This is a genomic window from Xanthomonas cucurbitae, from assembly GCF_002939885.1.
In the GTDB taxonomy this organism is placed as follows: domain Bacteria; phylum Pseudomonadota; class Gammaproteobacteria; order Xanthomonadales; family Xanthomonadaceae; genus Xanthomonas; species Xanthomonas cucurbitae.
The window spans coordinates 1-18,657 of sequence record NZ_MDED01000007.1 but is presented as its reverse complement, the minus strand read 5'-3'; the positions used below and the strand labels follow the sequence as shown (position 1 = coordinate 18,657).

The 18,657-nt window shown below is 67.3% G+C and carries 21 protein-coding genes and 4 tRNA genes; 16 read left to right on the top strand and 9 right to left on the bottom strand.

From position 1 onward, the window contains the following. Window positions 1-13 precede the first annotated feature (13 nt). The 4 genes from ybaK to wrbA all read right to left on the bottom strand — a co-directional run bounded on the left by ybaK (window position 14) and on the right by wrbA (window position 2,176). Entirely contained in the window at window positions 14-493 is a 480-nt protein-coding gene (gene ybaK / locus XcuCFBP2542_RS05610; protein WP_104602634.1) for a Cys-tRNA(Pro) deacylase, read from the bottom strand. A 4-nt stretch (window positions 494-497) separates the two neighbouring features. Further along, window positions 498-983: an asparaginase domain-containing protein gene (locus tag XcuCFBP2542_RS05605; protein WP_104602633.1), complete on the bottom strand. Its 486-nt coding sequence runs from the start codon at window positions 981-983 to the stop codon at window positions 498-500. Window positions 984-1,178: 195 nt separating this feature from the next. Beyond that, window positions 1,179-1,523 (bottom strand): DUF2069 domain-containing protein, encoded by a 345-nt coding sequence (locus XcuCFBP2542_RS05600; RefSeq protein WP_104602632.1) that lies wholly within the window; start codon window positions 1,521-1,523, stop codon window positions 1,179-1,181. After that, entirely contained in the window at window positions 1,520-2,176 is a 657-nt protein-coding gene (gene wrbA, locus XcuCFBP2542_RS05595) for an NAD(P)H:quinone oxidoreductase (protein ID WP_208800461.1), read from the bottom strand. Before wrbA ends, XcuCFBP2542_RS05600 begins: the two co-directional genes overlap by 4 nt. 51 nt (window positions 2,177-2,227) lie before the next feature. Here wrbA and XcuCFBP2542_RS05590 point away from each other — a divergent pair, with 51 nt between their 5' ends. From XcuCFBP2542_RS05590 to XcuCFBP2542_RS05575, 4 genes are all read left to right on the top strand, one after another. After that, complete coding sequence (locus XcuCFBP2542_RS05590; RefSeq protein WP_104602630.1) at window positions 2,228-3,505, top strand: YihY family inner membrane protein; 1,278 nt, start codon at window positions 2,228-2,230, stop codon at window positions 3,503-3,505. Next, window positions 3,502-4,104 (top strand): TlpA family protein disulfide reductase, encoded by a 603-nt coding sequence (locus XcuCFBP2542_RS05585; RefSeq protein ID WP_104602629.1) that lies wholly within the window; start codon window positions 3,502-3,504, stop codon window positions 4,102-4,104. The genes XcuCFBP2542_RS05590 and XcuCFBP2542_RS05585 overlap by 4 nt, the downstream gene beginning before the upstream one ends. Further along, a complete protein-coding gene (locus XcuCFBP2542_RS05580; protein ID WP_104602628.1) occupies window positions 4,104-4,370 on the top strand; it encodes an acylphosphatase in 267 nt (88 codons plus the stop codon). The genes XcuCFBP2542_RS05585 and XcuCFBP2542_RS05580 overlap by 1 nt, the downstream gene beginning before the upstream one ends. An 84-nt stretch (window positions 4,371-4,454) precedes the next feature. Beyond that, window positions 4,455-5,684 (top strand): hypothetical protein, encoded by a 1,230-nt coding sequence (locus XcuCFBP2542_RS05575; RefSeq protein WP_104602627.1) that lies wholly within the window; start codon window positions 4,455-4,457, stop codon window positions 5,682-5,684. Here XcuCFBP2542_RS05575 and ppk2 read toward each other — a convergent pair. The 5 genes from ppk2 to hemA form a co-directional block, all read right to left on the bottom strand. Next, window positions 5,666-6,448 carry a polyphosphate kinase 2 gene (gene ppk2, locus XcuCFBP2542_RS05570; RefSeq protein WP_104602626.1) on the bottom strand — a complete coding sequence of 261 codons (783 nt, stop codon included), beginning with the start codon at window positions 6,446-6,448 and terminating at the stop codon, window positions 5,666-5,668. The two genes, XcuCFBP2542_RS05575 and ppk2, sit on opposite strands and share 19 nt — an antisense overlap. A 32-nt stretch (window positions 6,449-6,480) precedes the next feature. Beyond that, complete coding sequence (gene moaB / locus XcuCFBP2542_RS05565) at window positions 6,481-6,999, bottom strand: molybdenum cofactor biosynthesis protein B (RefSeq protein WP_104602625.1); 519 nt, start codon at window positions 6,997-6,999, stop codon at window positions 6,481-6,483. A 63-nt stretch (window positions 7,000-7,062) separates the two neighbouring features. After that, window positions 7,063-8,769, bottom strand: coding sequence for an O-linked N-acetylglucosamine transferase, SPINDLY family protein (locus XcuCFBP2542_RS05560; protein WP_104602624.1), 1,707 nt, complete (start codon window positions 8,767-8,769; stop codon window positions 7,063-7,065). Beyond that, window positions 8,766-9,851, bottom strand: coding sequence for a peptide chain release factor 1 (prfA, locus tag XcuCFBP2542_RS05555; RefSeq protein ID WP_104602623.1), 1,086 nt, complete (start codon window positions 9,849-9,851; stop codon window positions 8,766-8,768). The genes XcuCFBP2542_RS05560 and prfA overlap by 4 nt, the downstream gene beginning before the upstream one ends. After that, window positions 9,829-11,127, bottom strand: a complete 1,299-nt coding sequence (gene hemA, locus XcuCFBP2542_RS05550; protein ID WP_104602622.1) for a glutamyl-tRNA reductase — start codon at window positions 11,125-11,127, stop codon at window positions 9,829-9,831. Before hemA ends, prfA begins: the two co-directional genes overlap by 23 nt. Window positions 11,128-11,192: 65 nt before the next feature. On the opposite strand from hemA, the gene XcuCFBP2542_RS05545 reads away from it, so the two are divergent. From XcuCFBP2542_RS05545 to XcuCFBP2542_RS19315, 12 genes are all read left to right on the top strand, one after another. Beyond that, on the top strand, window positions 11,193-12,881 hold the full coding sequence (locus tag XcuCFBP2542_RS05545; RefSeq protein WP_104602621.1) for a tetratricopeptide repeat protein: 1,689 nt from the start codon (window positions 11,193-11,195) through the stop codon (window positions 12,879-12,881). After that, a complete protein-coding gene (gene lolB, locus XcuCFBP2542_RS05540) occupies window positions 12,878-13,531 on the top strand; it encodes a lipoprotein insertase outer membrane protein LolB (protein WP_104602620.1) in 654 nt (217 codons plus the stop codon). Before XcuCFBP2542_RS05545 ends, lolB begins: the two co-directional genes overlap by 4 nt. Further along, window positions 13,513-14,388 (top strand): 4-(cytidine 5'-diphospho)-2-C-methyl-D-erythritol kinase, encoded by an 876-nt coding sequence (ispE, locus tag XcuCFBP2542_RS05535; RefSeq protein WP_104602619.1) that lies wholly within the window; start codon window positions 13,513-13,515, stop codon window positions 14,386-14,388. Before lolB ends, ispE begins: the two co-directional genes overlap by 19 nt. 12 nt (window positions 14,389-14,400) lie before the next feature. Further along, window positions 14,401-14,477: transfer RNA gene (locus XcuCFBP2542_RS05530), tRNA-Gln, on the top strand. A gap of 86 nt (window positions 14,478-14,563) precedes the next feature. Then, complete coding sequence (locus XcuCFBP2542_RS05525; protein WP_104602618.1) at window positions 14,564-15,523, top strand: ribose-phosphate diphosphokinase; 960 nt, start codon at window positions 14,564-14,566, stop codon at window positions 15,521-15,523. Between the two features lie 111 nt (window positions 15,524-15,634). After that, window positions 15,635-16,270, top strand: a complete 636-nt coding sequence (locus tag XcuCFBP2542_RS05520) for a 50S ribosomal protein L25/general stress protein Ctc (protein WP_104602617.1) — start codon at window positions 15,635-15,637, stop codon at window positions 16,268-16,270. Between the two features lie 50 nt (window positions 16,271-16,320). Then, a complete protein-coding gene (pth, locus tag XcuCFBP2542_RS05515; RefSeq protein WP_104602719.1) occupies window positions 16,321-16,899 on the top strand; it encodes an aminoacyl-tRNA hydrolase in 579 nt (192 codons plus the stop codon). A gap of 79 nt (window positions 16,900-16,978) precedes the next feature. Next, window positions 16,979-18,070, top strand: a complete 1,092-nt coding sequence (gene ychF, locus XcuCFBP2542_RS05510) for a redox-regulated ATPase YchF (protein WP_104602616.1) — start codon at window positions 16,979-16,981, stop codon at window positions 18,068-18,070. A 152-nt stretch (window positions 18,071-18,222) separates the two neighbouring features. Next, window positions 18,223-18,308, top strand: a tRNA-Tyr gene (locus XcuCFBP2542_RS05505). Window positions 18,309-18,337: 29 nt separating this feature from the next. Next, window positions 18,338-18,411, top strand: a tRNA-Gly gene (locus tag XcuCFBP2542_RS05500). Between the two features lie 33 nt (window positions 18,412-18,444). Continuing rightward, a tRNA-Thr gene (locus XcuCFBP2542_RS05495) sits at window positions 18,445-18,520 on the top strand. A gap of 46 nt (window positions 18,521-18,566) precedes the next feature. Continuing rightward, window positions 18,567-18,657: GTP-binding protein (locus XcuCFBP2542_RS19315; RefSeq protein WP_146090302.1), on the top strand; the 91-nt coding region annotated here is incomplete at its 3' end.

Sequence of the window (18,657 nt, the reverse complement as noted above, 5' to 3'; positions counted from 1 at the left end):
CGGGAGTTGTCGATCAAGCGCATTCGCAGAGCACGCAGCCCCGCGCTTCCAGCGCCTGCAATAACCGGGCAGCCGGCAATTCCAGCAGCAAGCCGCGCTGGCCCGCGTTGATCCATAGCGCGGGCGCATCCAGCGCGGTGGCTTCCACCAGCACCGGCGCCTGCCGCTGCTGGCCAAGCGGGCTGATGCCGCCCACCTTGTAGCCGGTACGGCGCTCGGCATCGGCCACGTCCATCATGCGGGCAGACTTGCCACCTTGCGCGCTGGCGAGTTTTTTCAGCGACAGGCGCCGGTCGCAGGGAATCACCACGCACACCGCCTGGTCGTCGACCCAGGTCATCAAAGTCTTCAACACCGTCTGCGGTGCCAGGCCGAGCGTCGTGGCCGCCTGCAGGCCCTTGGCATCGGCATCGGCCTGATAGTGGTACGGATGCAGCACGTACGCTACGCCCGCCGCGTCCAGGGCGCGGGTGGCGCGGGTGGCCTTGCTCACGGCGTCAGATCGACTCGAAGCGGTTGGCGGCGACGTTCTTGCGCACCTGGTCCGGGTTCCAGACGCGCCCGTTCATGGCGATATAGACGCCGGCGGGCAAGGATTGCACCGCACCCACCGCGCAGCCGATGTTGAATTCCGCATCCGAGCCGCGGAAGCGTGCCGGGTTGAGCGCGCCGGTCATCACGATGGTCTTGTCGGGAATCGACTGCAGCACCTTGCCGGTGGCCACCATCGAATCGGTACCGTGGGTAATCAGTACGTGGCGGGTGGGCTGGGCGGCGATGGTGGCGCGGATCAATTCGCGGTCGGCGTCGGTGATGTGCAGCGAATCCTTGCGGATGATCGGAATCACCGTGAAGCGAAAGGTCACGCCCAGTTCCTTGAGGATCTGGCCGATCTGCGGGTCGCCGATCTGGTAGTCCGATTTGTCGTCGAAGTAGATCTTGTCGATCGTGCCGCCGGTGGTGACGATCAGAAGGTCTTGCATGCTGCCAATCCTGTAGGGCCGACGCGGTGCAGGCCGCGCGAGGGCCGTCATGATACCGCCCGTCCGAGATGCTGCCAGCGCACCCTGCGGCAAGCAGGGCAGGGAGATCCCCGACTTGCGCTTATGCGCGGCGGTTGGCGGTGTGCTGGCGGGCACCGGTCGCGGGCAAAGGCGGCCGCCCGTACGGTGCGCGGCTCAGCGCGCCTTGCGCTTGCCACCCATGCGCGCGGCTACGCCAGGCCCACTGACCAGCCCGATCACCAGCAGCGCCAGCAGCAATTCCAGCCAGGCCAGGCCGCGTGCCTCGGGCTGGCTCCAGGCAGCCATCACGCCATGGCTGAACCAGCCCAGCGCGAACACGCCCGCCCAGAACCGCGCACGCGCGCTGCGCACCGCCAGCACGCCCATCCATGCCGGCGGCAGCGCGAAGACCAGCAGCGATGCGGTGCGCCGCGCATCGTCGTGAAACCAGATCACGAACAGCACCGCCAGCGCCAGCAGGGCGGCCGTCAGCAACCAGTGCACCGCGCGCAGGCTCATGCGGCGGCCAGCCGCTGCGCGATATCGGCCACCCGGCGGCCCAGCGCGCGCGCCAGCAGGGCTTCATCCTCGCTGGGTTGCGGGTCGCCGCCGGCGCCTGACACATGGCTGGCGCCGTACGGCGTGCCGCCGCTGGTGGTATGGCTGAGCGCGGCTTCGGTGAACGGGATGCCCACGATCAGGCAGCCGTGGTGCAGCAGCGGCAGATGCATCGACAACAGGGTGGATTCCTGCCCGCCATGCAGCGAGGCGGTGGAGGTGAACACCGCTGCCGGCTTGCCCGCCAACGTGCCATTGGCCCATTCGGCGCCCAGGCTGTCGAGGAAGTGCTTCATCGGCGCGGCCATGTTGCCGAAGCGGGTCGGGCTGCCCAGCAACAGGCCGCTGCAGTCGGCCAGGTCGGCGCGGTCCACGTAGGGTGCGCCTTCGTCCGGCACCGGCGGGGCGCTGGTCTGGGTCACTGCGGCCACTGGCGGCACGGTGCGCAAGCGCGCGCGCATGCCGGGCACTTCGCCGATGCCGCGCGCGATCTGCCGCGCCAGCCGCGCCACCGAACCGCCACGGCTGTAATACAGCACCAGAATCTCCGCCATCGTGTTCCTGCCGCCTGTCTGAGTTGCCGCAGTATCGGCCAAGCCGCTGCCCCACTGCACGCTGCCGCTGCGACAAGGCCGCGATGACGGCGCATCGGGTACCCTTGCGCGATGGCGCGCGTGAACAAACTCCACCACTGGAAAGAACGTTTGCACGACCGCGCGCGGACGATGAGTTTCGGGCGCTTCCTGTGGCGCCGCTTCCTGGATGACCGTCTGTTCCAGGCCGCCGCGTCGCTGGCCTATACCACGGTGTTTGCGCTGGTGCCGCTGGCGATCGTGGTGTTCGGCGTGCTGTCTGCCTTCCCCGCGTTCAACGAGTGGAAGGACGCACTGACCGACTTCATCTTCAACAATTTCGTGCCCGGTGCAGCGCGTTCGGTGCAGAACTATCTCAACCGTTCGCTGGAAGACCTGGGCAAGTTCACCGTGGCCGGCATGGTGGCGTTGGTGGCCTCGCTGCTGATTACCCTGCACAGCATCGAGCAGACCTTCAACAGCATCTGGCGGGTGGCCGCCGCGCGGCCGAAGGTGACCCGGTTCCTGATCTATTGGACGGTGCTGACGCTGGGCACGATGCTGGCCGCCGCGGCGATGGCGATGGCCGCCTACGTGTTCGCGCTGCCGCTGTTCCGCACCACCGAAGGCCAATGGCTGGCCGAATTTGCCTGGCGGCTGGCGCCAATGGCGGTGGAGTTCGTCTGCATCGTGCTGATCTACCGGGTGGTGCCGCAGCATGCGGTGCGGCTGCGGCATGCGCTGCCGGGCGCGTTGCTGGCGGTGATCCTGATGGAGATCGTGAAGTGGGGCTTCGGCTTCTACCTGGGCAATTTCCAGACCTACCAGCGTATCTACGGCGCGCTGTCGGCGCTGCCGATCCTGCTGTTGTGGATTTACCTGAGCTGGGTGTCGGTGTTGCTGGGTGCATCGCTGGCCTCGTCGATGTCCGCCTTCCGCTACCAGCCCGAGGCCATGCGCCTGCCGCCGGGCTTCGAGATCTACGGCCTGCTGCGCCTGCTCGGGCGGTTTCGCCAGGCACGCCTGCATGGCAACGGCCTGGACGAAGACCGCATCCTGGCGCTGGAGCCGATGCTTACCGACAGCTTGATGCAGCAGCTGCTGTGCGAGCTCAAACGCATTCGCCTGCTGCGCCGCGACGAGCGCGGCCAGTGGCTGCTGGCACGCGACATGGACGCGGTGCCGCTGGCCGAACTCTACGAAAGCTGCCAGTTGCGCGTCCCCATCGAAGACCGCCCGCTGCCCTGTCGCGACGATGCCTACGGCCAGGCCGCCGCCGCCGCGCTGGAACACCTGCGCCAACCGCTGCGCAGCGTACTCGCGCAACCGGTTGGCGACCTCTACACCCACCTCCCCGGAGATCCTCCATGACCGTGCGCCTTGTGCGCGGCGCCTGCGCGCTGCTGTTGCCGCTGTTGTTGCTGACCGCCTGCAAGCCCACCGGCGAGGGCACACCTGCGGCCAACCCTGCACCCACTGCGCCTGCTTCGCCAGCCGGGACAGCGGCCCCCACGGCGCCTGCCGCTGCGGCCAACACCTCGGTGGTGCAGCAGACCGCCGTGATGCCCAAGCTGTCGCTGCCCACCGTCTCGGGCGAGACCTACGACCTGGCCGCGCATCGCGGCAAGTGGGTGGTGGTGAACTTCTGGGCGACCTGGTGCGCGCCCTGCCTGAAAGAGATGCCGGAGCTGTCGGCCCTGCACACCATGCGCGACACCGTCGAAGTGGTGGGCCTGGCCTACGAAGACATCACCACCGCCGACATGCAGGCGTTCCTGAAAGACCATCCGGTGTCCTACCCGGTGGCCATCCTCGACCCGTACCAGCCGCCTCAGGATTTCGCCACGCCACGCGGCCTGCCGATGACCTACCTGATCGGACCGGACGGCAAGGTGGCCAAGCAGTTCCTGGGCCCGGTCACGGCGCGCGATATCGAAACGGCGGTGGGCATCACCGGCAAGACCGGTTGATGCAGTCCGCGCGTTTCGTGGTCAGCGGCGTGGTGCAGGGCGTGTGGTATCGCGCCTCCACCCGCGAACAGGCGCTGGCGCTCGGCCTGCGTGGACATGCACGCAACCGGGCCGACGGCAGCGTGGAGGTGATCGCCGCCGGCAACCCGGCGGCGCTGGACACGTTGGAACGCTGGCTGTGGCAAGGTCCACCGACGGCCAGCGTGGTGACGGTGGTGCGCACACCCTGTCCGATTCCTTCCACTGAAGACTTCGTGACTGGCTGAGCGCACGCCAGCGCACGCGGGCAACAGAGTTGGATCGCCTCGCCGATAACCCTGTCAACGCGATCAGGCGTTCAGGGGAATGTAATGGCCGCTCCATCTCAGGATCACACTCACGGGCACCACCTGCCTACCCATGGCCGCACGCGCGCGTTGGCACAGGGCGGGCCGTGGCTCTATCTCGGCGCGTTGGTGGGCAGCGGCTGGCTGTTGTTCCAGCAGCCGCAGACGCGGGTGTTGCAGCCCGGTCAGACGGCTGCGGGTTGGCTGCTGGCCTGGACTTTTGCCGGCATCGTGATCGGTGCGGTGATGTGGAGTCTGCGGCTTGCGCGGCGTGGCCTGGGTGCGCCCAGCGCCAGCTATCCGCTCTCGGCGCGCCTGCCCGAGTCCTGGGCTGATGCCTATGCGGCACTGCTGCGTCCGGCGGCTGTGACCCCGGTGAGTTCCTCCAGGCTCGATCCGGCCGCCAGCCAGCGCGGCGCGGCCTGGCACCGTTTCGGCGGCGGCATGCTCAGTGCGGAAAGCTTCGACCCCAATGACGCCACCCGCGCCCCATGGGACAACCTGGATGCCCAGGCCTGCATTGCGCGGCTGGATGAAGTGCGCAGCGCCTGGCAGAACGCCAGCGCCAACCGCGCGCTGCACCAGGAGCGTCGCTACTGGCTGGACATCGTGCTGTCGCTGCTCGATCACGGCGTGATGCGCCCGTTGCAGGACGGCTATCTGCCCGACACCGCCGCGCTGCGCACCGAACGTTTCCTGCTCGGCGCCGACGCCGGCCCGGCCGTGCTGGCCGAAGTGCCGGCCCTGTTCGCGCGCCGCCTGGCGCTGGCCATCGATGCCATGCCCCTCGCACAGTGCGAAAGCGCGCACGCGCAGTGGCGTCTGCTGCAGCAATTGCATGCGCTGGTGACCGAAAGCCGCATGCTGGACGAGCGTTCCCAGGTGATCCAGGTACTGGCCTGGAACCCGGACGTGGATCTGGACCAGGTGGAGGTGGCCTACATCCTGGCGGCCGAATACCGCAGCGGCCTGCGTGACTGGCTGCGCCGCGCCGCGCTGGTGCGCCTGCCCGACAGCGCGCTGCGCCTGGACGAAATGTTGCTGGCTTCGTGCAGCCCGCTCGGCGCGCAGGCCGACGATGTGGACTACATGGAAGCGATGCGTCCGCTGCATCGCGGCTTCATGCAGTTGTTCAATCAGCGCCTGAGCCAGCTGGTGCTGCAGGCCGAGCAGGCCGAACGTCAGGCCGGGCTGCATCCGCTGCCGCGCGCCACTGCGGCCAGCGACGAGGTCTCTCAGGACTGGCCGGCGTAATCGTCGATCGGTTCCAGCATGCCGTAGCGTTCCTTGTGCGGCTTGCCGTGCAAGGGCGGCAGCGGTAGCGGTTCCTCGGGCACCGCGGTGTCCGGGAGCCGGTCCAGCAGGTTGCGGATCAGGCTCAGCCGGCCGCGTTTCTGGTCGTTGAAGTCCACCAGCGTCCACGGCGCCGCCGGGGTGTGGGTTGCTTCCAGCATGCGCTCGCGCGCCTCGGTGTAGGCGTCGTATTTATCGCGCGACTGCAGGTCCACCGGCGACAGTTTCCAGCCCTTGAGCGGGTCTTCGTGCCGCTCGGCAAAGCGTTCTTCCTGCTCGGCCTGGTCCACGCACAGCCAGTACTTGAATAGCAGGATGCCGTCATCGACCAGCAGTTGTTCGAAGCACGGCGCCTGCTGCAGGAACGTTTCGTACTGCGCATCGGTGCAATAGCCCATCACCCGTTCCACGCCGGCGCGGTTGTACCAGCTGCGATCCATCAACACCAATTCGCCAGCAGCCGGCAGATGCGTCAGATAGCGCTGGAAGTACCACTGCGTGCTTTCGCGGTCGCTGGGTTTGGGCAGCGCCACCACCCGGCATTGGCGTGGATTGAGGTGGCTGGCGATGGTCTGGATCACGCCGCCCTTGCCGGCGGTGTCGCGGCCTTCCACCAACACCAGCGCACGCTGATTGGTGTGGCGCAGCCAGCGCGCCATGCCGACCAGTTCCATTTGCAGCGGTGCCAGCAGTTGCTTGTAGGCCTTGCGTTTGAGGTGCGACATGCGCGTTCCGGCAAGAGTGCAGAGCGCGCAGGCTATGCCCCCAGGCGTGGACGCAGTGTCGCCAGATTGCAGGGCTTGGTGCGGGCATCCAGCTGCGCGCGCACGATCTTTTCCCAGGCGGTGCGGCAGGCCGAGGTGGAGCCGGGCAGGCAGAAGATGAAGCTGTGATTGGCCAACCCTGCGAACGCGCGCGATTGCAGCGAGGAAGTGCCGATTTCATCCACGCTGACCGCGCGGAACAGTTCGCCGAAGCCGGGCATCAGCTTGTCCAGCAGCGGGGTGATCGCCTCGGGCGTGCTGTCACGGCCGGTGAAGCCGGTGCCGCCGGTGATCAGGATGCCGTTGATCTGCGTATCGGCGATCCAGGCCGACACGATCGCCCGCATGCGGTAACGGTCGTCCGGGCATAGCGCACGTTCGTGTAGCACGTGGCCTTCCTGGGTGAGGGCATCGGCCAGATAGTCGCCGGAACGGTCGTCGGCCAGGCGGCGGCTGTCGGACACGGTCAGCACGCACAGGCGCAGGGGAATGAAGTCGGGAGTGGATGGCATGCGCCAAGCCTAGCGAGCCTGGACGGCCGGGTACAGCGCCAATGGGGTGCTGGCACTGGCGCGCTAGACACCCAGCCAGCCGCGCTCCTGCGCAAGCGCGTGCAGCACGGCGGCCAGCGCATCGGCCAACCCGTCCATATCGAAGACGCCACTTTGCTGCCGCTGCAGTGCCAGGCGCGCACGCAGCGCGGCCAGTGCATCGGTATCGTTCGCCAGCGCCACCGCCTTGGCCACGAACGCCGCGTCATCGGCCACGTTCATCTCCTCCAGCCCCAGGTGATGATTGAGGCTGCCGGCCACGCGCGCGGCAAAGGTCTCGCCTGGGGTGGTCAGCACCGGGCAACCCGCCCAGAGCGCGTCCGATGCGGTGGTATGGGCGTTGTACGGGTGCGTGTCCAGGAATAGATCTGCATGCCGGTAGCGTGCCAGATACTGCGGGTGCGGCAGTTTCGGCATGAACACCAGGCGCTGCGGGTCCACGCCTTGCGCCTTCGCTGCCGCGCGCAACCGCGCATCGGCCTGGCCTGGCCCGGAGAGCAGCCACAGCACGCTGCCGGGTGCCGCACCCAGCACTGCCAGCATGCGCGCCATGCTGCGCGGGTTGAGCTTGTAGCTGTTGTTGAAGCAGCACAGCACCACGCCATGCTCGGGCAATCCGCAGTCCGTACGCGAGGGCGGGGCGGCCACCGTGCGCGAGGTGTCCGAGGGTTGAAACGCGCGCGGCAGGCGCAGTACCTGCTCGCTGTAGAACGGCGCCAGTGCTGGCGGCAACGCAAACGCATCGCCCAGCACGTAGTCCATCCACGGCGCACCGGAGGTGCCGGGGTAGGCCAGCCAGTTGATCTGCACCGGCGCCGGGCGCAGGGCGAATACTTCCGGCCGTCCGCCACCGCCCCAGCCGCGCAGGTCGAACACCACATCGATCCCCTGCGCGCGGATGTGCCGGGCTGTCTCCACGTGGCCCAGCGTGGTCACGTCGTGCAGCGTGGTGGCACGCGCAAGACGCGCACGGATCTGGCTTCCGTCGTCGTGGCTGGTGGCGAACAGATGCACCTGCAGCCCCGTCTGACGCTGCTGCAAGGCTTCGAACAGCGCCACGGTCAGCAACCCGGTGGGATGCGCCCCGAAGCCGTTGGAGACGAAACCGATCCGCAACGCGCCCTGGCGGCGTAGTGCCACCGGCGGCAGCGGCTGCAACATCGCCGCGATGGCCTGCGCGCGCGTCCGTGCGCAGGCCAGCTGTTCGGCCGCGCTGGCGTCTTCGCTCAGGAACGCGAACGGCTCCACCGCCGCGGCGCCTTGTGCCACCGCTGCGCGCACCTGCGTGGACAGCGCTTCCACCTCGCGCCAATCGCATAGGCGCCGCCGCCAGTTGAGCAACTGCGCGGCGATATAGGGCTGGTCAGGAAGCAGCTGATACGCACGCGTGTAGGCCGCTGCGGCTTGCTCCGGCTGGCCGGCGTCTTCCAGCGCATGGCCAAGCCACAATGCAATTCCCGGATGTTGCGGCACCAGCTCGGACGCCTGCTGGAGCAGGTTGGCGGCCTCGGCATGCCGCGCCTGCGCCCAGCGCACCCGCCCCAGCCGTGCGATCGCTTCCGGGTGGCCTGGCTGCAGTGCCAGCGCGCGTTGCACCGCCTGCTCACCGGCCGCGGTGGCGCCCATGCCCAGCTCGGCATCGGCCAGCATCAGCCAGGCGACGAAATCGCCGGGCTGGCGTCGCACCGCCTCGCGCAGCTGCAGCAGCGCGCGCGGGACCTGCGCAGTCACGGGCTGTCGCTCAACCGCGCCAGTTCGTCAGCCTGATGCTCGTGGATCAGCCGGCCGATCAATGCTTCCAGATCGCCTTCGATGATGTTGGGCAGGTCGTACAGGGTCAGCCCTTCCACGCGGTGGTCGGTGATGCGTCCCTGTGGAAAGCTGTAGGTGCGGATGCGCTGGCTGCGATCACCGCTGCCCACCTGCAATTTGCGTGTCTGCGCTTCGGCGGCGGCGGCCTTGCTGCGTTCGGCTTCCAGCAGCTGCGCCTTGAGTCGTTTCATCGCCTTGTCGCGGTTGGCGTGCTGGCTGCGCTCGGTCTGGCATTCCACCACCACGCCACTTGGGACGTGGGTGATGCGGATCGCCGATTCGGTCTTGTTGACGTGCTGGCCGCCGGCGCCGGAGGAGCGAAAGGTGTCCACTTTAAGATCGGCCGGATTGATCACGATCTCTTCCACGTCGTCGGCCTCGGGAATGATCGCCACCGTCGCCGCCGAGGTATGGATGCGGCCCTGCGACTCGGTCGCGGGGACGCGTTGCACGCGATGGGTGCCGGACTCGAACTTCAGCCGCGAATACGCGCCGCGCCCGACCACGCGCGCCACCACTTCCTTGTAGCCGCCGTGTTCGCCGGGGCTGTCCGATTCGATCTCCACCTTCCAGCCCTGACGCTCGGCATAGCGGGCGTACATGCGAAACAGGTCGCCGGCGAAGATCGCCGCTTCGTCGCCGCCGGTGCCGGCGCGGACTTCCAGGAACAGGTTGCCGTCGTCGCGCGGGTCGCGCGGCACCAGCAGCAGCGCCAGTTGCGCGTCCAGTGCTTCCAGGCGCGCCTGTGCGGCGGCGATTTCTTCTTCGGCCAGTTCGCGCATTTCCGGATCGTTGCGCATGGCCTCGGCCGCGCTCAGGTCGGCCTTGGCGCGCGCTTCGTCTTCCAGCGCGATTGCCACCGGCTCCAGCTGCGACAGCTCGCGTGACAGGCTGCGGAACCTGTCGTTGTTGCCCACCACGTCCGGATCGGACAACAGGTGCTGCAGTTCTTCGCGGCGCTCGGCCAGCGCTTCGAGCTTACGGCGCAGGGTCGGCGTCATCAGTCCTCACGATCGGGGTAGCTACAGGGGGATGTGGGTAACCGGGCTTTTCCGGAAACAGCCGGTCGGCTGCGCTGGTCAGTTCCAGGTCGTTGTTGAGCGCGGCGTCGCGCAACGCGGCGGTGGGTGGATGCAGCAGACGGTTGGTCAGCGCATGCGCCAATTGTTCCAGCACCTCGTCGGCCGGCTTGCCGTTGTGCAATTGCTGGCGCGCCTTGGCCAGCAGTTCGTCGCGGGTGCTGTCGCCGAAGGCGCGCAAGCGCTTCAGCGGGGCCTGGCGCGCATTGGCTTGCACGGTCTCGACGTAGCGCGCCACCTGCAGGTCGATGATGGCCTCGGCCTGGTCGGCGGCCTCGCGGCGGCTGCGGCGGTTGTCTTCCACCGCGCGCTCCAGGTCGTCCACCGTGTACAGGTAGGCGTCGCTCAGTTCTGCCACCGAGGCTTCGATATCGCGCGGGACTGCCAGGTCGAACAGCAGCATCGGCTTGCGTTTGCGCGCGCGCAGCGCCTGTTCCACCTGCACCCGGGTCACCAGCGGCTCGCGCGCGGCAGTGGCCGAAAACACCACGTCGGCTTCGGCCAGGTGGCGTTCCAGATCGGTGAGCGGCAAGGCGTAGCCGCCATGCTGGCTGGCCAGGGTCTGCGCATGGGCGAGGGTGCGATTGGCGATCAGCAGGCGCTGCACGCGGCCTTCGCTCAGATGCCTGGCGGCCAGTTCGATGGTCTCGCCGGCGCCGACCAGCAGCACGGTCGATTCGTTGAGCCGGGCGAACGACTCCTGCGCCAGGCGCACGGCGGTGGAGGCCACCGACACCGGATTGGCACCGACGCGGGTATCGGTGCGCGCCCGCTTGGCGACCGAGAAGGTCTGCTGGAACAGGCGGTCCAGCCCGCTGCCCAGTGCGCCGTGTGCACGCGCCACTGCCCAGGCGTCCTTCACCTGGCCCAGGATCTGCGGCTCGCCCAGCACCATCGAGTCCAGCCCGGTGGCAACGCGGAACAGGTGGCGCACCGCCGCTTCCTCCTGGTGCTGATACAGGTAGCCGCTCAAGCCCGGCGCATGGGTCTCCAGCCAGCTCACCAGGCTGTGCGGGTCGTCGGACATCGCATACAGCTCGGTGCGGTTGCAGGTGGACAGCAACGCGGCCTCGCGCACCTGCGGCAACGCGCGCAGGGATTCGAGCGCGCGCGGCAACGCGTCACCTGCGAACGCTGCGCGTTCGCGCAGGTCCACAGGTGCGGTCTGGTGATTCAGTCCGAGCACCCACAACGTCATTGTTCAGTTGCTTGCGATAAGCTGGCGGCCATTCAGGGCCCCATTTTACGGCCCGGTTGCCCCCGATGCCTGTACCGATTCGCATCCTGTGTGTTCTTTTGCTGGCCGCAATCTCCGCCAGTGCCGCCGCAGCGCCGAAGAAAGCACCGCCCAAGCCCCCGGCCGGCAACGCCGCCAGCGCTTCGCTGGAGCCGGTGCTGGCCGGTGAATTCGCCTTGCAGTCCGGTCAGCTGGACGAGGCCGCCCGCGCCTATCTGGACGCCGCCAGGGCCGAAGCCGGCGATGCCGGGCTGGCCGAACGCGCTGCCCGCATCGCCATGCTGGCCAATGACGACCCGCGCGCCATCGAAGCGCTGGCGCTGTGGCGCGACCGCGCACCTTCTTCGATGTCCATGCGCAGCACCGAGGCCTCGCTGGCCCTGCGCCGCAACGATCTGCGCACCGCACGCCGTGACTTGCTCGGCCTGCTCAAGGAACCCGACCCCCGCGGCTGGCGTTTTGCGCTGATCGCACTGGCCAATGGTGGTCGCGAGCCGGAGGCCTCGGCCGACGTGCTCGAAGATCTGGTCAAGGCCGGCGCCATCCCCAACCAGATCGAAGCCTGGCAGGAATTCGGCCGGCTGGCGCTGCGCATGGAGCGCCCGGCGCTGGCCAAGCGCATCGTCGATGAAGTGGTGCGCCGCTTCCCCGAAGAGCCGCGCGTGGCCTTGCTGCACGCCACCCAGCTGCAGCAGGAGGGCAAGAACGACCAGGCCCTGGCGCTGCTGAAAAATGTCGAGCCGCAGGCGGTGAAGGATTCCGAACTGCGCGGCGCACTGGCCTTCGCCTATGACGCCATGGGCCAGACCGAAGCCGCTGCACGGGTGCTGTCCACCGGGCCGCAGGATACCCAGACCTACGGCCTGCGCGCCTCCATGCTGGCCAAGGAAAAAGACCGCAGCGCGCTGGATGCGCTGTACGGGGAACTCAAGAGCAATGCGACCAAGCCGGATCCGGACCGCCGCCTGCTGCTGGGCAAGATCGCCGAATTCCTCAAGCGCTACGACGAAGCGGTGGAATGGTACCGCGGCGTGCCCGGCGGCCCGCAATTGAGCGAAGCGCGCCTGCGCGCCGCCAGCGCACTGTACGAACTCGGCCGCAAACCCGAGGCGCTGGCCGAGGTGCGCGCGCTGCAGGGCGATGCCAGCGCCGACGACGACGCCCGCCGCGATGCCTATGTGCTGGAAGCCGAGTTGCACCAGCGTGCCAACGATGCCGCTGGCGAATTGGATGCCTTCGAGCGTGGCCTGGCCGCCTACCCGGACGACGGCGAGCTGCTGTACGCCCGCGGGCTGGCCTGGGAGCGGCGCGACGAGGTGCCGCGTGCCGAGGCCGACCTGCGCAAGATCCTGGTGGCCGAACCCGAGAACGTCGCCGCGCTCAACGCGCTGGGCTACACCCTGGCCGACCGCACCACCCGCTACAAGGAAGCGCTGGCGCTGATCGACCGCGCCCGGACCGCCGATCCGGACAACCCGGCCATCGTCGACAGCTATGGCTGGGTGCTGTACCGCATGGGCCGTATCAAGGAAGCGCTGGTGCAGCTGCGCCGCGCCTGGGCGCTGGCCAGGGATCCGGAGATCGCCTCCCATGTGGGCGAAGTGCTGTGGGTCAGCGGCAAGCAGGACGAGGCGCGACGCTACTTCGACGAGGCCCGCCGGCTGGATCCGGACAACCGCGCTCTGCAGCGCGCAACCGAGAAATTCGGCCTGTGAGTGTTGTGCTGCGCACGCTGGCCCTGAGCGGGCTGGTGCTGGCGGGTCTGTCCGGCTGCGTCAGCGTGCCGCGCGGGCAGGGCGGCGGCGCGGCCGTGGTCGAACGCGTCTCCGATACCGCGCGCACCGCGGAAGCGGCGCGCCAGGCCTGGTTGCAGGCGCATCCGCAGTGGTCCTTCCAGGGGCGGGTGGCGATCAGCAAGGGCCGCGACGGCGGCAGTGGCCGCATCGACTGGCAACAGGATGGCCCACGCTATCGCGTGCAGCTCAGCGCGCCGGTGACCCGACAGAGCTGGGTGCTCACCGGCGACAGCGCCACCGGTGCCGGTCGCATCGAAGGGCTGGATGGCGGTCCGCGCAGCGGGCCGGATGCCGAGCAGGTCTTGCTGGAGGCCACGGGCTGGACCATTCCGGTCAACCAGATGCCGGACTGGGTGCGTGCGCTGCGGATCGCCGACGCCAGCGCCCAGCGCGTGGACCTGGACGCCGCCGGACGCCCGCGCACCGTGCAGCAGGACGGCTGGACCATCGATTTCCTGGCCTGGGCACCGGCCGGCGACGGCCAGCCCGAGCTGCCGCAGCGCATCGAAGCCTACAACGGCAGTGCCAAGGTCCGCCTGCTGGTGGATCAATGGACGGTCTCGCCCTGATGTCGGCGCAGGGAGCGTGGTCGGCCTGGCCTGCGCCGGCCAAGCTGAACCTGTTTCTGCAAATCACCGGGCGCCGCGCCGATGGCTACCACCTGCTGCAGACCGTGTTTCGGCTGCTGGCCTGGGGGGATACCATTCATCTTCGTTTGCGCAACGATGGCCTGATCCGGCGCATCGGCGACGGTTTGCCCGGCGTCGCCGAAGACGACGATCTGGTGATCCGCGCGGCGCGTCTGCTGCAGTCGGCCACCGCCACGCAGGCTGGTGCCGAGATCCGCATCGACAAACGCATCCCCGCCGGCGGCGGGTTTGGCGGCGGCTCATCGGATGCGGCCACCATATTGGTGGCGCTCAACGCCTTGTGGGGGCTGGGTTTGCCGGTGGATGTGCTGGCCGGGCTGGGCCTGCAGCTGGGTGCGGACGTGCCGGTGTTCGTGCGCGGGCACAATGCCTGGGCCGAGGGCGTGGGGGAGCAACTGACCCCGATCACGCTGGCGGACGCGGCCTACGTGCTGGTGGATCCGGGCGTTCACGTGCCCACGCCCGCCTTATTTCAATCACAGGAATTGACGCGGGATGCCGCGCCCGCGAAAATAGCGGACTTCGCTTCCGGTTCTCTGCTCGACAATGCGTTCGAGCCGGTCCTGCGGCGCCGCGAACCCGCCGTCGAGGCGGTGTTCCAGGCACTGTCCAGGATCGGAACGCCACGCTTGACCGGGTCGGGAAGCGGCTGTTTCGTCGAATTCGCCACGCGCGCTGCTGCAGAGCAGGCGCTGGCGCGGTTGCCGGGCAGCCTGCGGGCGTGGGTGGTGGAGGGTGCAGCGCACTCGCCATTGCTCGACGCACTGGACGCGTGACAGGTTTGATGCAGGGGCGTCGCCAAGAGGCCCAAGGCACCAGGTTTTGATCCTGGCATTCGTAGGTTCGAATCCTACCGCCCCTGCCAGTTTTTAAAGAAAAGCCCGGCGTCAGGTCGGCTTTGTCCAGCTCAGCCATCGCCCGCACGCTCTTCGCCGCCGCCCGAGAGATCCCATGCAAGATCAACGTAACCTGCTGGTGTTCTCCGGCAACGCCAACAAGCCGCTTGCCCAGAGCATCTGCAAGGAACTGGGGCTGCGCATGGGCAAGGCGCTGGTGACGCGCTTCTCCGATGGCGAAGTGCAGGTCGAAATCGAAGAGAGCGTGCGCCGGCAGGAAGTGTTCGTCATCCAGCCGACCTGCGCGCCCAGCGCCGAGAACCTGATGGAGCTGCTGGTGCTGATCGACGCGCTCAAGCGCGCCAGCGCCGCCTCGGTCACTGCGGTGATTCCGTATTTCGGCTACTCGCGCCAGGATCGCCGCATGCGCTCTTCACGCGTGCCGATCACCGCCAAGGTCGCCGCCAAGATGATCTGCGCGATGGAGGCCGACCGTGTGCTGACGGTCGACCTGCACGCCGACCAGATCCAGGGTTTCTTCGATGTGCCGGTGGACAACGTCTACGCCTCGCCGCTGCTGCTGGCCGACATCTGGCGCGCCTACGGCACCGACAACCTGATCGTGGTGTCGCCGGACGTGGGCGGCGTGGTGCGCGCGCGCGCCGTCGCCAAGCGCCTGGACGATGCCGACCTGGCCATCATCGACAAGCGCCGTCCGCGTGCCAACGTCGCCACCGTGATGAACATCATCGGCGACGTACAGGGCAAGACCTGCGTGCTGGTGGACGACCTGGTCGATACCGCCGGCACCCTGTGTGCCGCTGCCGCCGCACTCAAGCAGCGCGGCGCGCTTAAAGTAGTGGCCTACATCACCCACCCGGTGCTGTCCGGCCCGGCGGTGGACAACATCAATAATTCGCAGCTCGACGAGCTGGTGGTGACCGACACGATCCCGTTGAACGAAGCGGCGCGCATGTGCCCCAAGATCCGTCAGCTGAGCGTGGCCGAACTGCTGGCCGAGACCATCCGCCGCATCGCCTTCGGCGAGTCGGTCAGCTCGCTCTACGTCGACTAACACCCCATTCGGTGCCCGCATCACGCGGGTGCCGGTACCACGTCTCTCCTGGTCGCGGGTGAGACGCTTCATCGCCGCGAGGCGGTATTCCAATCTAGGTAGTGAAACAACATGGCAAAGACTCACGAAATCAAGGTCGAGCGCCGCGCAGACGAGGGGAAGGGTGCGAGCCGCCGCCTGCGTCACGCTGGCGTCATTCCGGCCATCGTCTACGGTGGCGATCTGCAGCCGGTCAGCATCCAGCTCGACCACGAGCAGATCTGGCTCGCCCAGCAGAACGAGTGGTTCTACTCGTCGATCCTGGACCTGAGCCTCAATGGCGACGTGCAGCAGGTGCTGCTGCGTGACATGCAGCGCCATCCGTTCAAGCAGCTCATCATGCACATCGACTTCCAGCGCGTCAGCGCCAACGAGAAGCTCAGCGCCGCCGTGCCGCTGCACTTCATCAACGAAGCGACCTCGCCGGCCGGCAAGTCCAGCGAAGTGGTCGTCACCCACGAGCTCAACGAAGTCCAGGTGGTCTGCCTGCCGAAGGACCTGCCGGAGTTCATCGAGATCGACCTCGGTGCCCTGGAAGTGGGCAATGTGATCCACTTGTCCGAGATCAAGCTGCCGGCCGGCGTCGAAATTCCCGAGCTGAAGCTGGGCAAGGAACACGACGTCGCCGTGGTTGCCGCCAAGCACGTGCGCATCGAGGAAGACGATGCGGCCGGTGAAGAAGGCAGCGAAGGCGCCGAGACCAAGTAATCCGTTGGCCGATTCCTCGCACATGCGGGGAATCGGCGGCGGTGACCGGCATGTCTGCACTTCGGCTGATCGTCGGGCTCGGGAATCCGGGTCCGGAACACGCGCAAACCCGGCATAACGCCGGGTTTCGTTTCGTCGATGCGCTCATCGAGCGCAGCGGCGCCCGCTGGAGCCTGGACAGCAAGCTGTTCGGCGAGACGGCCAAGGTCGAGCTGGCGGGGCAGGCGGTCTGGCTGCTCAAGCCGGCCACCTTCATGAATCTCAGCGGCAAGTCGATCACCGCCGCATTGCGGTTCTGGAAGATCGAACCGGAGCAACTGCTCGTTGCGCACGACGAACTGGATCTGGCGCCAGGCACCGCACGGCTCAAATTCGATGGCGGTCACGGCGGCCAGAACGGCTTGCGCGACACCATTCACCTGCTCGGACACGGCAAGTTCCACCGTTTGCGCATCGGCATCGGCCATCCCGGTCACAAGGACCGCGTGGTGCCATGGGTGCTGGGGCGGGCAGGGCGCGAGGACGATGCAGCGATCGGCACGGCAGTGGATGCCGCCATCGACGTGCTGCCGCTGGCAATGGCCGGCAATTTCAGCGAGGCGATGAAGCGCCTGCATACGGAAAAATAGAGAATGGGGAATCGGGAATGGGAGGAGCGGTTGCGCTTGTCCATTCTCGATTCCCGATTCTCCATTCACTGGAAAACCCATGGGTATCAAATGCGGCATCGTCGGCCTGCCTAATGTCGGCAAGTCGACCCTGTTCAATGCGCTGACCAAGGCGGGCATCGCGGCGGCCAACTTTCCGTTCTGCACCATCGAGCCGAATGTCGGCATCGTGCCGGTGCCGGATCCGCGCCTCAACCAGCTGGCCGAGATCGTCAAGCCACAGAAGCTGATCCCCACCGCGGTGGAGTTCGTCGATATCGCCGGCCTGGTGGCCGGTGCCGCCAGTGGCGAGGGTCTGGGCAACAAGTTCCTGGCGCACATCCGTGAAGTGGATGCGATCACCCACGTCGTGCGTTGCTTCGAGAACGACGACGTCATCCACGTCAACAACAAGGTCGACCCGATCGCCGATATCGAGACCATCGATACCGAGCTGGCGCTGGCCGACCTGGACAGCGTGGAAAAGGCGCTCAACCGTGCCGAGCGCAGCGCCAAGGGCGGCGACAAGGATGCGGCGGCGCGCAAGCCGGTGCTGGCCAAGTTGCAGGCGGCGCTGGCCGAGGGCAAATCCGGCCGCGCCGCCGGCCTGGACGAGGAAGAAAAAGCGCTGGTGCGTGACCTGTTCCTGCTGACGCTCAAGCCGGTGCTGTACATCGCCAACGTGCTGGAAGATGGTTTCGAGAACAATCCGCACCTGGATGCGGTGCGCGCGCACGCGGCCGCCGAAGGCGCCGAGGTGGTGCCGGTCTCGGCGGCCATCGAAGAAGAGCTGTCCCAGTTGGACGACGAAGACCGCGACACCTTCCTGGCCGACCTGGGTCTGGACGAGCCGGGCCTGAATCGCGTCATTCGTGCGGCCTATACGCTGCTGGGTCTGCAGACCTACTTCACGGCGGGCGTCAAGGAAGTGCGCGCGTGGACCGTCAGGGCGGGCTCCACCGCACCGCAGGCCGCCGCGGTGATCCATACCGATTTCGAGAAGGGCTTCATCCGCGCCGAAACCATCGGCTTCGATGACTTCATCAAGTACCGCGGCGAAGCCGGTGCGCGCGACGCCGGCCGTCTGCGCCTGGAAGGCAAGGAATACCGCGTGCAGGAAGGCGACGTGCTGCACTTCCGTTTCAACGTCTGAGAGGGTGCGCGCGGCGGCAGTCGCTGCGCGTATTCAGTGTCTGCACGAAGTTCAAAATTGTTGTTGACATCGCAGGCGGTCCACAACAAAATAACGGGCTGCTTCACACCGAACCGAATCGCCACGCGGCGGTCCGGCCCGGTGGGAAAGCTGGAGGGATACCCAAGCGGCCAACGGGGGCAGACTGTAAATCTGCTGGCTTACGCCTTCGGTGGTTCGAATCCACCTCCCTCCACCAGTTTCACGTTGTGGTATGCAGTTCCCGGCGCGGGAGTAGTTCAACGGTAGAACCTCAGCCTTCCAAGCTGATGGTGCGGGTTCGATTCCCGTCTCCCGCTCCATTGAACGCAAATGCATGGCATAATGCAAAACTCGCTCACGTAGCTCAGTCGGTAGAGCACCTCCTTGGTAAGGAGGAGGTCGAAGGTTCGATTCCTTTCGTGAGCACCATTGCTCAATCGTCTTAACTCCAAACGATTACCGAGAACTTGCACCCATGGCAAAAGTAAAATTTGCGCGTACCAAGCCACATGTGAACGTCGGCACCATCGGTCACGTTGACCATGGCAAGACCACGTTGACCGCCG

Excerpts from the sequence above, each read along its gene's own strand:
- XcuCFBP2542_RS05600 (WP_104602632.1), bottom strand. The coding sequence starts at position 1,523 with ATGAGCCTGCGCGCGGTGCACTGGTTGCTGACGGCCGCCCTGCTGGCG.
- ispE (WP_104602619.1), top strand. The coding sequence starts at position 13,513 with ATGGACGGTCTCGCCCTGATGTCGGCGCAGGGAGCGTGGTCGGCCTGG.
- hemA (WP_104602622.1), bottom strand. The coding sequence starts at position 11,127 with ATGACGTTGTGGGTGCTCGGACTGAATCACCAGACCGCACCTGTGGAC.
- XcuCFBP2542_RS05525 (WP_104602618.1), top strand. The coding sequence starts at position 14,564 with ATGCAAGATCAACGTAACCTGCTGGTGTTCTCCGGCAACGCCAACAAG.
- XcuCFBP2542_RS05605 (WP_104602633.1), bottom strand. The coding sequence starts at position 983 with ATGCAAGACCTTCTGATCGTCACCACCGGCGGCACGATCGACAAGATC.
- moaB (WP_104602625.1), bottom strand. The coding sequence starts at position 6,999 with ATGCCATCCACTCCCGACTTCATTCCCCTGCGCCTGTGCGTGCTGACC.
- XcuCFBP2542_RS05590 (WP_104602630.1), top strand. The coding sequence starts at position 2,228 with ATGGCGCGCGTGAACAAACTCCACCACTGGAAAGAACGTTTGCACGAC.
- XcuCFBP2542_RS05580 (WP_104602628.1), top strand. The coding sequence starts at position 4,104 with ATGCAGTCCGCGCGTTTCGTGGTCAGCGGCGTGGTGCAGGGCGTGTGG.
- prfA (WP_104602623.1), bottom strand. The coding sequence starts at position 9,851 with ATGACGCCGACCCTGCGCCGTAAGCTCGAAGCGCTGGCCGAGCGCCGC.
- XcuCFBP2542_RS05585 (WP_104602629.1), top strand. The coding sequence starts at position 3,502 with ATGACCGTGCGCCTTGTGCGCGGCGCCTGCGCGCTGCTGTTGCCGCTG.
- pth (WP_104602719.1), top strand. The coding sequence starts at position 16,321 with ATGTCTGCACTTCGGCTGATCGTCGGGCTCGGGAATCCGGGTCCGGAA.
- XcuCFBP2542_RS05545 (WP_104602621.1), top strand. The coding sequence starts at position 11,193 with ATGCCTGTACCGATTCGCATCCTGTGTGTTCTTTTGCTGGCCGCAATC.
- ppk2 (WP_104602626.1), bottom strand. The coding sequence starts at position 6,448 with ATGTCGCACCTCAAACGCAAGGCCTACAAGCAACTGCTGGCACCGCTG.
- XcuCFBP2542_RS05520 (WP_104602617.1), top strand. The coding sequence starts at position 15,635 with ATGGCAAAGACTCACGAAATCAAGGTCGAGCGCCGCGCAGACGAGGGG.
- XcuCFBP2542_RS05575 (WP_104602627.1), top strand. The coding sequence starts at position 4,455 with ATGGCCGCTCCATCTCAGGATCACACTCACGGGCACCACCTGCCTACC.
- ychF (WP_104602616.1), top strand. The coding sequence starts at position 16,979 with ATGGGTATCAAATGCGGCATCGTCGGCCTGCCTAATGTCGGCAAGTCG.